The organism is Stenotrophomonas sp. X (genome assembly GCF_055721025.1).
On sequence record NZ_CM146756.1, the window covers coordinates 645,807 to 659,768 of the forward strand.

Sequence of the window (13,962 nt, forward strand, 5' to 3'; positions counted from 1 at the left end):
ACATGCCGAACTACCGCTACAAGGCGCTCAATCCGCACGGTGAGGTCTTCGACGGGCAGATGGAGGCGGCCAGCGAGGCCGAGCTGATCGCGCGCCTGCAGGACCAGGGCCACCTGCCGATGGAGACGCAGCTGGCCGACGCCGGCGCGATCGGCGGCAGCAGCTGGCGCAACCTGCTGCAGCAGCGCCCGTTGCAGGGCGCTGCATTGCTGCAGTTCACCCAGCAGCTGGCGACCCTGCTCGGTGCCGGCCAGCCGCTGGACCGCGCGCTGTCGATCCTGCTGGGGTTGCCCGAGGACGAACGATCGCGCCGCGCGATCACCGACATCCGCGACGTGGTGCGCGGCGGTGCACCGCTGTCCACCGCGCTGGAACGCCAGCATGGGCTGTTCTCGCGGCTGTACGTGAACATGGTGCGCGCCGGCGAAGCCGGTGGCAGCCTGCATGAAACCCTGCAACGCCTGGCCGACTACCTCGAGCGCAGCCGCGCGCTGCAGGGCAAGGTCATCAACGCACTGGTCTACCCGGCCATCCTGTTGGTGGTGGTGGGCGGCGCGCTGCTGTTCCTGCTTGGCTATGTGGTGCCACAGTTCGCGCAGATGTACGAGAGCCTGGACGTGGCGCTGCCGTGGTTCACCAATGCGGTGCTGCAGCTGGGCCTGTTCGTGCGCGACTGGTGGGTGCTGCTGCTGGTGGTGCCGGCGCTGGTGGCGCTGTTCTTCGAGCGCAAGGCGCGGCAACCCGCGTTCCGGCTGGCGCTGGATGGCTGGCTGCTGCAGCGCCGTGGCATCGGCCGTCTCGTCGGTGAACTGGAAACCGCGCGCCTGGCCCGCACGCTGGGCACCCTGCTGCGCAATGGGGTGCCGCTGCTGGGTGCGCTGGGCATCGCCCGCAACGTACTGGGCAACCGCGCGCTGGCCGCCGATGTGGAAGCTGCCGCGGATGAAGTGAAGAATGGTACCGGCCTGTCGCTGGCACTGTCGCGCGGCAAGCGTTTCCCGCGCCTGGCGCTGCAGATGATCCAGGTCGGCGAGGAATCCGGTGCCCTCGATACCATGCTGCTGAAGGCGGCCGACACCTTCGAACAGGATAGTGCCCGGCGCATCGACCGCCTGCTGGCGGCGATGGTGCCGGCGATCACCCTGGTGCTGGCCTCGGTGGTGGGCGCGGTGATCGTGGCCGTGCTGGTGCCGCTGTACGACCTGACCAATGCCATCGGTTGACGATGGCACTCCCTGCAACCCCGACACTCCGCAACTGAAAGGACCGTCCATGATTGCCCGTCGCCGACCGATCCGCCTTTCCTTCACTGCCGCGCGCAACCAGTCGGGCATGAGCCTGCTGGAAATCATCATCGTCATCGTGCTGATCGGCGCGGTGCTGACCCTGGTCGCCAGCCGCGTGCTGGGCGGTGCCGACCGTGGCAAGGCCAACATCGCCAAGGCGCAGGTGCAGACCGTGGCGTCCAAGATCGACAACTATCAGATCGACACCGGCAAGCTGCCCGGCTCGCTCAATGACCTGGTGACCGCACCGGCCGGTGTTGGCGGCTGGCTCGGCCCGTACGCCAAGCCGGCCGACCTGAACGACCCGTGGGGCCACGCCCTGGAATACCGCGCACCGGGCGAAGGCCAACCGTATGAGCTGGTCAGCCTGGGCAAGGATGGCAAGGCCGGCGGCAGCAGCGTCGACGCTGACATCCGCTACCAGCCGTAACCGCGCATGACGTATTTCCTGCCGCGCCGGTTGCCCCACCCGCGCCTGCACGGCAGGCGCGCGGCGGGACTGTCGCTGCTGGAAATGCTGCTGGTGATCGCACTGATCGCGGCGATCGGCCTGATCACTGCCGCCGGTCTGTCGCGCGGCTTCGCCGGCATGCAGCTGCGCAGCGCAGGCAAGGACATCGCCAGCCAGCTGCGCATGGTGCGCGCGCAGGCGATCGCCCGCGGTGAACCGCAGCGCTTCGTCATCGAGCCGGCGCGGCGGCGCTGGGAAGGCGCCAACCAGCGCCACGGTGAGGTGCCCGCACAGCTGCAGGTGCAGTTCGAAGGTGCCGCACAGCTGGCCACCGCGCCGGGGCAGGGTGTGATCGAATTTCATCCCGATGGTGGCTCCAGCGGTGGCCGCATCCGGTTGCAGCGCGACGGCGCCGAATGGCGCGTCGACGTCGGCTGGCTCACTGGCGAGGTCCGCTCCGGCCCCTGGCGGGCGCAATGAAGCGGCGCGCGCGTGGCTTCACCCTGCTGGAAGTGATCATCGCCTTCGCCCTGCTGGGCCTGGCGTTGACCCTGCTGCTGGGCAGCCTGTCCGGCGGCGCAAAACAGGTGCGCGATGCCGAGTTGCGCACGCGCGCGGTGCTGCACGCCCAGTCGTTGCTGGCCGAAGCCGGTGTCGACACACCGCTGCAGGTGGGCAGCCAACAGGGTGACTGGGAACAGGGGCGCTATCACTGGGAACTGCAGGTTCAGCCGTGGGTGGAGCCCCGCGCCGGCACTGTCGGGCAGGCGACGTCACCGGGTACTGCATGGCTGGCGGAGCTGCAGTTGCAGGTGCGCTGGGGCGACAGCGAACGCGAGCAGCTGCGCTGGCGCAGCCTGCGCCTGTTGCCGCCCGACCTGGAGAATGCCCGGTGAGGCGCCGCGCCGCAGGGTTCACCCTGGTCGAAGTGATGCTGGCCACCGTGCTGCTGGCCGGCGGCCTGGCGTTGGCCTTTGCCAGCGTGCGCTCGGCGATGGCGGTCAGCCAGCGCGGCGAGCAGATCGCCGCCGAAAGCGAACGCATGCGCGCGGTGGAATCGTTGCTGCGCAGGCAGCTGGCGGCTGCGCTGCGCACGCCGCTGGAAGTTCCGGATCCCACCCGCGAGCCGGTCTTCTTCCAGGGCGAAGAGCAGCGCATGCTGTTCGCCGCCGACCTGCCCGGCTACCTCGGCCGTGGCGGACCCTACCTGCACGCGCTGCAGGTCGACGGACGCGATGGCCGACAGCGCCTGCTGCTGGAGCTGGTGCTGTTGCAGGAAGGCGAGCGCATCGCCGAGAACCCGCCGCGCCCGCCCGAGGTGCTGGTGGAAAACCTGAAGTCGGTGCAGCTGCGCTATCGGGGTATCGATGCCAGCACCGGGCAGGTGACTGACTGGATGCCGCGCTGGGACGACACCCGCCGCCTGCCGATGCTGGTGGAGATCCAGATCGCGCCGGCCCGGGGTGCGCCGTGGCCGCCGCTGGTGGTGGCGCTGCGCGCCGGTGGCAGCGGAGGCGCGCGATGAGGCGTCAGGGTGGGGCGGCACTGGTGCTGGTGCTGTGGCTGATCGCGTTGATGACCGCGCTGGTCGGCGCATTCGCGCTGAGCGCACGGGTCGAACACCTGCAGCAGCGCGTGCTGGATGACGATGCACGCGGGCAGGAACGTGCGCGTGCCGGCCTCGAATATGCACTGCTGCGCCTGTCGGCCGATCCGCAGCGCGCGCCGTGGCGTGCCGACGGTCGGACCTATCGCTGGCAGTTCGACGACGCCAGCATCGAGATCAAGGTGCTGGACGAGAACGGCAAGATCAACCTGAACCTGGCCGATGCCGCGCTGCTGGCCGCCTTCCTCAAGGCACTGGGTGAAGACGATGCACAGGCCCGGCAGCTGGCCGGGGCCATCATCGACTGGCGTGACGAGGACAGCCTGCTGCAGCCGGGCGGTGGTGCCGAAGCGCAGGACTACGCCGCAGCTGGGTTGCCCTATGGCCCACGCAACAAGCGCTTCGAGACCCTGGGCGAGCTGCAGCGCGTGCTGGGCATGCGCGGCACGCTGTACCGGGCGATGTTGCCGCACCTGACCCTGTACAGCCGCCAGGCGCGCCCGGATCCCCAGTTCGCCAGCGCACCGGTACTGACCGCACTGGGCCTGGATGCGGATACCGTGCTGGCGCAGCGCGCCCAGCAGGAGCGTGATGCAGATTCCGCTGGTGGTACGACAACGCTTGCCAGCAGCAGCGGCACCTATAGTATCGAGTCCGCTGCCATCGACAGCAGTGGACGCAGGTCGGTGTTGCAGGCAGTGGTACGCAGTGGCTCGGGCGGGGTTCCCGGGCGGACCTACACAGTGCTTCGCTGGGAGCAGGGAATGACAGCAAGATGACGGCGTGGCAGGACAGTCTGCGGCAGGTGCAGGGCCGGATCGGCCCGGGCGCTGGCCGTTTCCTGCGCTGGTGGCGGCAGTCGCTGCTGGCCTGGGTACCGGTGCGCTGGCAATGGGCGTTGGGCTGGGGCCAGGCCCGCCTGTTGCTGCAGCCTGAGAGCGACCAGCTGCAGGTCTGGCGTGAGGCCGGTGAACGCCGCGAAGTGGTGGCGCGCCTGCCGTGGCCGCTGTCGCCGGTGGAACTGGACCGGGTACTCGAGCCGCGCCTGCGCAGCCTGCCCCGGGTGTGGCTGCTGCCCGCGGCGGATGTGCTGCGGCGCACGCTGCGCCTGCCCGCCGCGGCGGCCGACCGCCTGCGTGCCGTGGTCGGTTTCGAAATCGACCGGCAGACCCCGTTCGAAGCGTCCCAGGTCAGCTATGACGTGCGTGAACTCGGCGCGGGCGGCGAAGGGCAGTTGCAGGTCGAACTGGTAGCGTGGCCACTGCGGCAGCTGGAAGCATGGCGCACGCGGGTGGGCCAATGGGCCGATGCGCTGGCCGGCGTCGATGCCATCGATGCGCAGGGCAACGTGTTGCAGGTGAACCTGCTGCCGCCCGCGCAGCGCCAATTGCGGCCAGACCCGATGCGGCGCTGGAACCTGCTGCTGGCAGTGGCATCCGTCGTGATGCTGGTACTGGCCGCGGTGCAGCTGCTGGACAACCGCCAGGCCGCCGCCGACGAACTGCGTGCGCAGGTCGAGCGCAGCGCGCGCAGCGCGCGTGGCGTGGCCAGCGAACGCGCGCAGCTGCAGGCGCTGATCGATGGTGCTGCATTCCTTGAGAAGCAGCGCAGCCAGCGCGCCAGTACGGTGGAGATCTGGAACGAACTGACCCGGCGCCTGCCGGAAGGTACCTACCTGGAAAAGCTGGCGATCGAGAACAACAACCTGCAGCTGATCGGCCTGAGCCGCGAGGCATCGCAGCTGGTGCAGCTGCTGCAGGACGCACCGCAGTGGCGCAAGGTCAACCTGACCGGGGTGCTGCAGGCCGATGGCGCGGCCAGTGGCCGCGACCGCTTCACCATGACCGCCGAACTGCAGCCGTTGCCGGCCGCAGCACCGACCCCGGAGGCGGCCGATGCCGATGCCAAGCGCACGCCGTGATCGCTGGTTGGCGCTGGCACTGCTGCTGGCAGTGCTGGGCCTGGCCTATCTGCTGCTGGTGCACCCCTGGTTCACCCAGCCGCTGCGTGCGATCGACGCCGATGTCGCCGCCCTGCGCGAACGCGAGTCGCGCGTGCAGGCGCAGCTGCAGCAGCAGCCGCAGATCGAACAGCGCCTTCGCGCTACCCGCGAGGCACTGCAGCAGCGGCCAGGCTTCCTGCGCGAAGCCACCGCCGAAGCTGCCGCCGCTGCATTGGGCGCCCGGCTGCAGGATGCGGTAGCGATGGCCAGCCCGGGCAACCGCAGCTGCACCATCAGCAACCGCACGCCGCTGACCGACAACCGGCGCGATGCCGAGTTCGTGCGCGTCGCCATGCAGGTGCGCCTGCGCTGCGGCGTGGCCGAACTGGCCACCGTGCTGCACAGCCTCGAAACCGGCAGCCCCCGCCTGTTCGTCGACAACCTCAACCTGATCGCGCAGCGCTTCCAGCAATCGCCGAACGAATCGGGGCTGGGCCTGGATGTGTCCTTCGAGCTGGCCGGCTATCTGCTGCCAGGCGCCGCCGCCGATGGCACGGTTCCGGCGCCCGCTGCAGCGCCGACGCCGGCTGCTTCGCCGGCCGAGGCCACGCCGGCGCCCCAGCCGGCGCCCCCGTCCGAAGGGCAGGAGGTGGCCGATGAAGCTTGAGCAGATCAGCCTGCGTACCGGCTTCCTGCTGGCACTGGCCGGCTGGGCGGCGGCGGTCTGGCTGGCAACCGTCTTCGGGCTGGGCAGCCAGCTGCCGGGCGCCGACGGTGATGCCGACGCCGCGCCATCGCTGCCATCGTTGCCGCTGCTGGCTGCCGAGCGCATGGCCAGCGCCGACAGCTACAGCGCGATCGGAGAGCGCCCGCTGTTCGCCGAAGACCGCAGGCCGCGGCCCTATCTGCTGGGGGGCAGCGAACCGGCGGCCAGTGCCGAGTTACGCCTGACCGGCGTGCTGCTGACCGGCGATTTCGGCATGGCCACCTTCACCACCGAACAGAACCGCTCGCTGCGCCTGCGTCTCAACGGCGAAGCCGTGGATGGCTGGCAACTGGTGGCGCTGCAGCCGCGCCAAGCGACGGTGATCGGCCCCGGTGGCAACCAGGTCCTGGAACTGGCCGTGTTCAACGGCCAGGGCGGTGAGCCGCCGACGGTGCTGCGCGGTGCCAACGGTGTACCGCCTGCAGGTGCGATCGTTGTGCCGCCTTCGGCGGGTGCTCCGCCGGCGCCGTCCCCGGTCGCGGCAACCCCACCGACGCCGCCCGCCGGCAATGCCCCCACACCTGCGGCGTCAGCTGCAAAAACACCACCGGCCAACAACAACGGTCCCAGCGAAGCGCAGATGCAGGCCATCCGCGAGCGCATCCAGGCCCGCCGCCGCCAGCTGCAGCAACAGCAGCAACAACCGTCGCCGCCCCCGGGCGATGGCACCAACCGATAGAGTGAATGCATGAACCTGCGTTTTCTTCCCTGGTCCTTTGCCCTCGCGCTGCTGGTCGGCTGCAGTACGGTGTCCGCGCCGCACGTGCAGCGCAACGGCAACCTGTCGCCCAGCGCCGCTGCCGGCCAAGCGGCCGACGTCGCCGCTGATGCCGCCCGCGAAAGCCAGGGCGCACCGCAGGCGGTGATCCGTCGCGGCACCGGCACCATGATCAACCGTGAGGCCGCGCGCGCACCGGCCCCGGCGCTGCATGGCGCCAGCACCGGCGAGGCCACCTTCAACTTCGAAGGCGAATCGCTGCATGCGGTGGTCAAGGCCATCCTTGGCGACATGCTTGGCCAGAACTACGTGATTGCACCGGGCGTGCAGGGCACGGTGACCCTGGCCACGCCCAAGCCGGTCTCGCCGGCGCAGGCGCTGAACCTGCTGGAGATGGTGCTGGGCTGGAACAACGCGCGCATGGTCTACAGCGGCGGCCGCTACAACATCGTCGCCGCCGACCAGGCGCTGGCCGGCACGGTCGCGCCGAGCACCGCGCCGGCGGCCAGCGCACGCGGCTTCGAGGTCCGCGTGGTCCCGCTGCAGTTCATCTCCGCCACCGAGATGAAGAAGGTGCTGGAGCCGTATGCGCGTCCCAACGCCATCGTCAATGTGGACAGCGGCCGCAACGTGATCACCCTCGGTGGTACGCGCGCAGAACTGGAAAACTACCTGCGCACCGTCGAGATCTTCGACGTCGACTGGTTGTCGGGCATGTCGGTGGGCGTGTTCCCGATCCAGTCGGGCAAGGCTGAGCAGGTCGCGGCCGACCTGGAAAAGGTGTTCGGCGAAGAGAGCAAGACGCCCAGTGCTGGCATGTTCCGTTTCCTGCCGCTGGAGAACGCCAACGCCGTGCTCGTGATCACGCCGCAGGTACGCTACCTGGACCAGATCCAGCAGTGGCTGGATCGCATCGACACCGCAGGTGGCAGCGCCCGCCTGTTCTCCTACGAGCTGCGCTACATCAAGGCACGCGATCTGGCCGAGCGCCTCAGCGAGGCCTTCGCCAGCAGTGGCAACCGCGGCGCCTCCAGCCCGGCCTCGCTCGCGCCAGGCGCCATCCCGTCGCAGCTGGGCGGTGACGGCGATCGTGGCATGGACAACAACAGCAGCACCCTCGGCTCGACGCTGGGCGGGAGCAGTGGCAGTGGCAGCAGCAACGGCAGCCTGAACCTGCCGCAGCGCCAGCCCGGCAACGTCAGCGTCAGCTTGGAAGTGGAGGGCGACCGCGTCGGCGTGTCGGCGGTGGAGGAGACCAACACCCTGCTGGTGCGCTCGACCCCGCAGGCCTGGCGCTCGATCCGCGAGGTGATCGAGAAGCTGGACGTGATGCCGCTGCAGGTGCACATCGAGGCACAGGTGGCCGAAGTCGCGCTGACCGGTGACCTGAAGTACGGCGTGAACTGGTTCTTCGACAACGCCGTGGCCGGTCGCGCGCTGACCGGCGCACTGGCGGGCCTGACCCTGCCGCCGGCAGCGGGCGGTTCGTGGAATACCTTCGCCGGCGGTGTCACCGGCAACGATGGCGTAGGCTGGGCGTTCACCGGTCACAACGCGGCCGCCGTGGTCAGCGCGCTGGACAAGGTCACCGACCTGCGCCTGCTGCAGACACCGTCGGTGTTCGTGCGCAACAACGCCGAGGCCACGCTCAACGTTGGCGACAAGGTGCCGATCAACACCACCACAGTGAACACCGGCGTGGGCACCAGCACCTACAGCTCGGTGCAGTACATCGACACGGGCGTGATCCTCAAGGTGCGCCCGCGCGTGACCCGCGATGGCACGGTGTTCCTGGATATCGTGCAGGAGGTCAGCAGCGCCTCCGACGTGCCGGACGCCTGCAACCCGAACGAGCGCAACTGCAATCCGCGCATCTCGACCAAGAAGCTGTCCACCGAAGCGGCGGTACAGAGCGGCGACACCATCATGCTGGCGGGCCTGATCACCGACTCGGCCACCGATGGCAGCAGCGGCATTCCGGGCCTGAGCAGGATCCCGGTGGTCGGTGCGTTGTTCGGGCAGAAGACCCGCACCAGCCGTCGTTCGGAGGTGATCGTGCTGCTGACCCCGACCATCGTCCGCAACAACCAGGAATCGCGCAACCTGACCGATGAGTACAGCAAGCGCTTCCGCGCGATGGAACCGCTGAACCAGCCGCGCGCGAAGAAGTAAGGGGGTTACGGCCGGGCTGCGCCCGGCACCCGCAGAGGCTGAAGCTGGAGCAACGGCAACAGCAACAGCAACAGCAACAGCAACAGCAACAGCGGGTTTACTGAGGGATGGCGGGGCACTGTGGGTTTGCGGGGACGCCGTGAATACGTCCATGTAGGCTTGGTCGCCGCATCCATGCGGCTCACACCCCGCAAACCCACAGTGCCCCGCCTTCGACAGTTTCCTGCTGCTGTTGGTAGGTGTCGACCTTGGTCGACACGATCCACGCCATGCGTGGATGACTCTCCATCGAAATCGAATATTTCGAGATCCGAAACATCTGAGCCGAGCATGGCTCGGCTCTACAGAAGGTAGGGCCGACAGATCGCGGAAAACTGTCGAAGGCGGGGTGGGTCCGGTTGTGGGGGCGTGAGCCGCATGGATGCGGCGACCGAGCCTACAGGGACGTATTTACGGCGTCCCCCGCAACCGGACCCACCCCGCCATCCCCCAGGAACCCAGCTTTTGCTCCGGCTGTTGCTTCGGCTCTGGCTCTGGCTCTGGCCTCTGCGGGTGCCGGGTGCAACCCGGCCGATACCCTCCCGGTGCTACGCTGTGACCACCGACAACCACGGAGGCGGGATGGGGGCGATCGTGCTGTTGCCGCTGTGCGTGGACGATGCCGCGCTGGACCGCTGCCTGGCCGCACTGGATGCCGGCACCGCGCCGGGCACTGCGGTCTGGCTGGCCGATGACGCGCAGGCAGGGCCGCGTGCGCAGGCCGTGGTCGAGCACTGGTTGGCGCATACGCCGCTGCAGGCCGAGTACACCCGGCGCGCGCGGCCACTGGGCGAGGTTGCCCATCTGGATGAGATGCTGCGCGCCTGCGATGGCCTGGACGTGGCCGTGCTGGCGCCGGACAGCGTGCCGTCGCCCGGTTGGTTGCAGCAGTTGCAGGATGCCTTCGCCCGCGATGCCGCCATCGCCACCGCGACCCCCTGGTGCAATGCCGGCGAGACCGCGGCGTGGCCACGGCTGGGCGAGATCAATCCCGAACCCCATGACCCGGCCTTGCTGGCGCATACCTGCGCTACATTGCCGACGCTGCACCCGGAGTTGCCATCGGCGGTCACCCACGCGGTGCTGGTACGTGGCAACGCGCGCCGCCGTGCCGGTGGCCTGGACGTGGACAGCTATGCCGGCTGGAATGCCGCGCTGATCGATCTCAGCCTGCGCATGGCGGGCCTGGGGTGGCGCAATGTGTTGTGCGAGACCGCGTTCGTCGGCCGGGCAGGGGAGGCGGTCAGCCGCGATGGCGACCTGGAGGCCCTGGCGGCACGCTGGCCGGCCTGGGTGCCGCGGCTGGCCGATTTCCTGATGCACGATCCACTGCATGGTCTGCGTGCCGACCTGCAGCAGCGCATGCGGCAGGCGATAATGCCGAAGGAACAGGGCGACCTGTTTGTCCCGCCCGCGCCGGAGCCTCCCGTTTGAATGCAACCATTGCCGCCATCGTCGTCACCTACCAGAGTGGCAGCACCATCGATGCCTGCCTGTCGCGCCTGCGCCAGGCGCAGGACATCGCCGAGATCCGGGTGATCGACAATGGTTCGCTGGATGGCACGCTGGACATCGTGCAGCGGCATGCCAGCCATGACCCGCGCGTGCGCTTCGTCGGCAATCCGGACAATCCCGGCTTTGCCGCCGCCAACAACCAGGGCGTGGCCGACTCGCACAGCCCCTGGCTGGCCTTCATCAACCCGGACCTGATGATTGAGCCGGACACCCTGACCGAACTGCGCAGCCGTGGCGAGGTGCTGGGCGATTGCCTGCTGGGCGTGGAGCAGGTGGACGAGCACGGCCACGCCGATGAAGCGGTGCGCCGTCGCGATCCGGATTTCCTGCTGATGCTGCGCTCGCCGGGCAAGGGCTCGAAGCTGGCAGTTCCGCGCGATCCACACCAGGCCGTGCAGCCCGTGCCGGCGTTGTCCGGTGCGCTGCTGATGATGCCGCGTACCCTGTTCGAGCGCATCGGTGGCTGGGATGCGGGTTACCGCTTGCATGCCGAGGACCTGGATCTGTGCCGCCGCGCACGCGAGGCCGGCGCGGTGGTGGCGATCGCCAACGATCTGCATGTCATCCATGTGCGCGGCGTCTCCAGCCGCTCGAGGCCATTCTTCGTGGAATGGCACAAGCACAGGGGGCTGTGGCGTTACTTCCAGAAGTTCGAGGCCAGGCAGCGCACGCTGCCGGTACGCATTGCGGTGTGGGCCGCGATCTGGGCGCATGCGGCGATGCTGGTGCCGCGCCTGCTGCGCAGGTCGTTGTAGAGCCGGGCCACGCTCGGCTCAGGCAACAATCCAGCCGGGCGTGGCCCGGCTCTACGGAAGGCGGGCGCGACCACGGTTCACGCCGCCGGGCGCATAATCCGCTCCATGCCTATCATCCAGTCCCTGCTCGACACCGACCTGTACAAGTTCACCATGATGCAGGCGGTGCTGCACCAGCACCCCGGCGCCCAGGTGCAGTACCGGTTCAAGTGCCGTACGCCCGGCATCGACCTGGCCCACTACATCGACCAGATCGACGAAGAGATCGACCACCTGTGCAGCCTGCGCTTCAGCGACGCGGAGCTGGACTACATGCGTGGCCTGCGCTTCGTGAAGCCGGATTTCGCCGATTTCCTCGGCCTGTTCCACCTCGACCGCAAGTACATCCAGCTGCGCGCGTCGACGGCCGTGCCCGGCGAGATCGAACTGGACATTACCGGCCCGTGGCTGCACACCATCCTGTTTGAAGTGCCGCTGCTGGCGATCATCAACGAAGTCTGGTTCCGCAACACCACCACGGCCGACTTCGCCGAAGGCGAGCGCCGCCTGCAGGCCAAGGCCGCGCTGCTGCGCGATACCCCCGGCTTCGAACAATGCCGCATCGCCGACTATGGCAGCCGTCGCCGCTACTCGCGCGACTGGCATGCCCGGCTGCTGCCGCTGCTGCGCGACGCGCTCGGCCCGCAGCTGGTCGGCACCAGCAACGTCCACTTCGCGCGCCTGTACGGCATGACCCCGCACGGCACCATGGCCCACGAGTACCTGCAGGCGTTCCAGGCGCTCGGCCCGCGCCTGCGTGATTCGCAGGTGGCGGCACTGGAATCGTGGGCGCGCGAGTACCGCGGTGACCTCGGTATCGCGCTGTCCGACGTGGTCGGCCTGGATGCGTTCCTGCGCGACTTCGACATGTACTTCTGCAAGCTGTTCGACGGTGTGCGCCATGACTCAGGCGATCCGTTCGACTGGGGTGACCGCATGCTGGCGCACTTCCAGCAGCGTCGCGTCGATCCGCGCAGCAAGGTGCTGGTGTTCAGCGATGGGCTCGACATCGCCAAGGTCATGCGCCTGTACGACTACTTCCGCGGTCGCTGCCAGGTCGCGTTCGGCGTCGGCACCCACCTGACCAATGACCTGGGCCCGACACCGCTCAACATCGTCATCAAGATGGTCCGCTGCAACGGCCAGCCGGTGGCCAAGCTCAGCGATTCGCCGGGCAAGAGCATGTGCGACGACCCGGGCTACCTGGCCTACCTGCGCCAGGTCTTCGAGCTGCCGCCGGCGTAAATACGTCGGCTTACAGGTAGTCGACCACCACCAGGTAGGCGCCCTGCAGCGGCTGCTGCTTCGAAGCCTGCACGCTGTAACGCTCGGAGAAGGCGATATCGCCGGCGCGCATCGCGCTGGCCGACACCGACAGCTTCTGGCCCTGGCGCTTGCCATCGCGCAGCGTCGCGGCCTGGCCATCGGCCAGTGCCGTCACTTCCACCGTCGAGCCCTTGGCCGACGGCGGGCAGGCCGCCAGGCTCAGCTCACCCTGGGACAGGTTCGTCGTGCAGCCCGGCTCGGCGATGCGGCCGCTGAAACGGATGCTGCCGCTGCTGGCCTGGGCCAGCGCACTGACGGACATCAGGGCCACACACAGCAGAATGGAATTCCTCATGACACGTTCTCTGGTTCGGTGTGTCCTAGTTAGCGACAGGTTCGATCCGCCTTTAATAGGACAAATCCGAATCTGCTGGGGCCATCACCAAGAAAGAGTGATGCGCATCAAATAAGGTGATTTCCGCCTGAAAAATGCCTGTTTCCGCGCCTGCCGAACGCGCCTCTCAACGCGTCATCCACGGTTGTCCGCGACCTGGCGGCCCCGTCGTCAAATCTTCCACGCGTCCCAGGCGCTGATTCCGCTTATCACGTCACATTTAGGGCGTCAATGAATTGGCGTTCAGAAAAATAATGAGACTTTCATCACAGTTGTGCATATACTTGCGTCACGGATTCAGGGGAAGGTATGTCCGAGTCCGGCCACAGGTGAGACGCAAGGATGGGTCTTGTTAGCCCGGCAGTGCTCCTTGCTTCCTCCTCTACTTCTCATCTCTTCAGTAGGGTTAGGTAAAAGCGAATGCACAAGATCAACCTCATTGCCGCTCTGATGCTGGCCGCCGCTCCGCTGGCCGCCAACGCCGCCGACGGCACCATCACCTTCAATGGCAAGGTGACCGACAAGACCTGCACCATCTCGACCCCGGGCGGCAAGGACTTCGCCGTGACCCTGCCGACCGTGTCGAAGAACACCCTGGCTACCGCCGGTGCCGTTGCGGGCCGTACCCCGTTCGCCATCAACCTGACCAAGTGCAGCGCCGGCAACGTCGCCACCTACTTCGAGCCGGGTTCGACCGTCGACTTCAACAGCGGCCGCCTGGTCAACCAGGCCTCGGCCAACGCTGCCACCAACGTGCAGCTGCAGCTGCTGGGCTCGAACAACCAGTTCCTGCCGATCAAGGCTGCCGGCGCTGGCCTGGCCCAGACCAACTCGCAGTGGGTCACCGTCGGCACCGACGGCTCGGCCGACCTGAACTACTACGCTGAGTACTACGCCACTGCCGCCGCCACCCCGGGCGACGTCACCAGCAGCGTCAAGTACACGATCATCTACAACTGATCGTAGCCGTACCCGCATTGGCCGGCGTACACGCCGGCCAGTGCTCCGCGGCC

At 68.2% G+C, this 13,962-nt stretch carries 15 protein-coding genes; 14 read left to right on the forward strand and 1 reads right to left on the reverse strand.

Annotated features, from left to right (window positions below; genetic code table 11):
- Positions 1–2 precede the first annotated feature (2 nt).
- The 13 genes from xpsF (at position 3) to pncB (ending at position 12,534) form a co-directional block, all read left to right on the forward strand.
- Positions 3–1,223 carry a type II secretion system protein XpsF gene (gene xpsF / locus ACZ75I_RS02855; protein WP_472958677.1) on the forward strand — a complete coding sequence of 407 codons (1,221 nt, stop codon included), beginning with the start codon at positions 3–5 and terminating at the stop codon, positions 1,221–1,223.
- A 49-nt stretch (positions 1,224–1,272) separates the two neighbouring features.
- Positions 1,273–1,716 (forward strand): type II secretion system major pseudopilin GspG, encoded by a 444-nt coding sequence (gene gspG / locus ACZ75I_RS02860; protein WP_005415225.1) that lies wholly within the window; start codon positions 1,273–1,275, stop codon positions 1,714–1,716.
- A gap of 6 nt (positions 1,717–1,722) precedes the next feature.
- The gene (gene xpsH, locus ACZ75I_RS02865; RefSeq protein ID WP_049417201.1) at positions 1,723–2,217 is read left to right on the forward strand and encodes a type II secretion system protein XpsH; all 495 of its coding nucleotides are present in this window, start codon (positions 1,723–1,725) and stop codon (positions 2,215–2,217) included.
- Entirely contained in the window at positions 2,214–2,633 is a 420-nt protein-coding gene (gene xpsI, locus ACZ75I_RS02870; RefSeq protein WP_061478437.1) for a type II secretion system protein XpsI, read from the forward strand. The genes xpsH and xpsI overlap by 4 nt, the downstream gene beginning before the upstream one ends.
- Positions 2,630–3,262 (forward strand): type II secretion system protein J, encoded by a 633-nt coding sequence (locus ACZ75I_RS02875; RefSeq protein WP_180866655.1) that lies wholly within the window; start codon positions 2,630–2,632, stop codon positions 3,260–3,262. The genes xpsI and ACZ75I_RS02875 overlap by 4 nt, the downstream gene beginning before the upstream one ends.
- A complete protein-coding gene (locus ACZ75I_RS02880) occupies positions 3,259–4,122 on the forward strand; it encodes a type II secretion system minor pseudopilin (protein WP_099486231.1) in 864 nt (287 codons plus the stop codon). The genes ACZ75I_RS02875 and ACZ75I_RS02880 overlap by 4 nt, the downstream gene beginning before the upstream one ends.
- Positions 4,119–5,264 carry a PilN domain-containing protein gene (locus tag ACZ75I_RS02885; RefSeq protein WP_061478434.1) on the forward strand — a complete coding sequence of 382 codons (1,146 nt, stop codon included), beginning with the start codon at positions 4,119–4,121 and terminating at the stop codon, positions 5,262–5,264. The genes ACZ75I_RS02880 and ACZ75I_RS02885 overlap by 4 nt, the downstream gene beginning before the upstream one ends.
- Positions 5,239–5,952: a type II secretion system protein GspM gene (gene gspM / locus ACZ75I_RS02890; protein WP_061478433.1), complete on the forward strand. Its 714-nt coding sequence runs from the start codon at positions 5,239–5,241 to the stop codon at positions 5,950–5,952. Before ACZ75I_RS02885 ends, gspM begins: the two co-directional genes overlap by 26 nt.
- Positions 5,942–6,730 carry a hypothetical protein gene (locus tag ACZ75I_RS02895; protein ID WP_472958678.1) on the forward strand — a complete coding sequence of 263 codons (789 nt, stop codon included), beginning with the start codon at positions 5,942–5,944 and terminating at the stop codon, positions 6,728–6,730. The genes gspM and ACZ75I_RS02895 overlap by 11 nt, the downstream gene beginning before the upstream one ends.
- 9 nt (positions 6,731–6,739) lie before the next feature.
- A complete protein-coding gene (gspD, locus tag ACZ75I_RS02900) occupies positions 6,740–8,941 on the forward strand; it encodes a type II secretion system secretin GspD (RefSeq protein WP_061478431.1) in 2,202 nt (733 codons plus the stop codon).
- 621 nt (positions 8,942–9,562) lie between these two features.
- Positions 9,563–10,414, forward strand: coding sequence for a glycosyltransferase family 2 protein (locus tag ACZ75I_RS02905; RefSeq protein ID WP_061478430.1), 852 nt, complete (start codon positions 9,563–9,565; stop codon positions 10,412–10,414).
- Positions 10,411–11,250 carry a glycosyltransferase family 2 protein gene (locus tag ACZ75I_RS02910; protein ID WP_472958679.1) on the forward strand — a complete coding sequence of 280 codons (840 nt, stop codon included), beginning with the start codon at positions 10,411–10,413 and terminating at the stop codon, positions 11,248–11,250. The genes ACZ75I_RS02905 and ACZ75I_RS02910 overlap by 4 nt, the downstream gene beginning before the upstream one ends.
- A gap of 105 nt (positions 11,251–11,355) precedes the next feature.
- Positions 11,356–12,534 (forward strand): nicotinate phosphoribosyltransferase, encoded by a 1,179-nt coding sequence (pncB, locus tag ACZ75I_RS02915; protein ID WP_019661015.1) that lies wholly within the window; start codon positions 11,356–11,358, stop codon positions 12,532–12,534.
- 10 nt (positions 12,535–12,544) lie between these two features.
- Here pncB and ACZ75I_RS02920 read toward each other — a convergent pair whose 3' ends face one another.
- On the reverse strand, positions 12,545–12,910 hold the full coding sequence (locus tag ACZ75I_RS02920; RefSeq protein ID WP_049414538.1) for a hypothetical protein: 366 nt from the start codon (positions 12,908–12,910) through the stop codon (positions 12,545–12,547).
- A 459-nt stretch (positions 12,911–13,369) separates the two neighbouring features.
- On the opposite strand from ACZ75I_RS02920, the gene ACZ75I_RS02925 reads away from it, so the two are divergent.
- Positions 13,370–13,909 (forward strand): fimbrial protein, encoded by a 540-nt coding sequence (locus ACZ75I_RS02925; protein ID WP_005415238.1) that lies wholly within the window; start codon positions 13,370–13,372, stop codon positions 13,907–13,909.
- The last annotated feature ends 53 nt before the right edge of the window (positions 13,910–13,962 follow it).

What these genes read in the sequence shown, in the direction of transcription:
- xpsF (WP_472958677.1), top strand. Translation starts at nt 3, where the DNA reads ATGCCGAACTACCGCTACAAGGCGCTCAATCCGCACGGTGAGGTCTTC.
- gspG (WP_005415225.1), top strand. Translation starts at nt 1,273, where the DNA reads ATGATTGCCCGTCGCCGACCGATCCGCCTTTCCTTCACTGCCGCGCGC.
- xpsH (WP_049417201.1), top strand. Translation starts at nt 1,723, where the DNA reads ATGACGTATTTCCTGCCGCGCCGGTTGCCCCACCCGCGCCTGCACGGC.
- xpsI (WP_061478437.1), top strand. Translation starts at nt 2,214, where the DNA reads ATGAAGCGGCGCGCGCGTGGCTTCACCCTGCTGGAAGTGATCATCGCC.
- ACZ75I_RS02880 (WP_099486231.1), top strand. Translation starts at nt 3,259, where the DNA reads ATGAGGCGTCAGGGTGGGGCGGCACTGGTGCTGGTGCTGTGGCTGATC.
- ACZ75I_RS02885 (WP_061478434.1), top strand. Translation starts at nt 4,119, where the DNA reads ATGACGGCGTGGCAGGACAGTCTGCGGCAGGTGCAGGGCCGGATCGGC.
- gspM (WP_061478433.1), top strand. Translation starts at nt 5,239, where the DNA reads ATGCCGATGCCAAGCGCACGCCGTGATCGCTGGTTGGCGCTGGCACTG.
- ACZ75I_RS02895 (WP_472958678.1), top strand. Translation starts at nt 5,942, where the DNA reads ATGAAGCTTGAGCAGATCAGCCTGCGTACCGGCTTCCTGCTGGCACTG.
- gspD (WP_061478431.1), top strand. Translation starts at nt 6,740, where the DNA reads ATGAACCTGCGTTTTCTTCCCTGGTCCTTTGCCCTCGCGCTGCTGGTC.
- ACZ75I_RS02905 (WP_061478430.1), top strand. Translation starts at nt 9,563, where the DNA reads ATGGGGGCGATCGTGCTGTTGCCGCTGTGCGTGGACGATGCCGCGCTG.
- pncB (WP_019661015.1), top strand. Translation starts at nt 11,356, where the DNA reads ATGCCTATCATCCAGTCCCTGCTCGACACCGACCTGTACAAGTTCACC.
- ACZ75I_RS02920 (WP_049414538.1), bottom strand. Translation starts at nt 12,910, where the DNA reads ATGAGGAATTCCATTCTGCTGTGTGTGGCCCTGATGTCCGTCAGTGCG.
- ACZ75I_RS02925 (WP_005415238.1), top strand. Translation starts at nt 13,370, where the DNA reads ATGCACAAGATCAACCTCATTGCCGCTCTGATGCTGGCCGCCGCTCCG.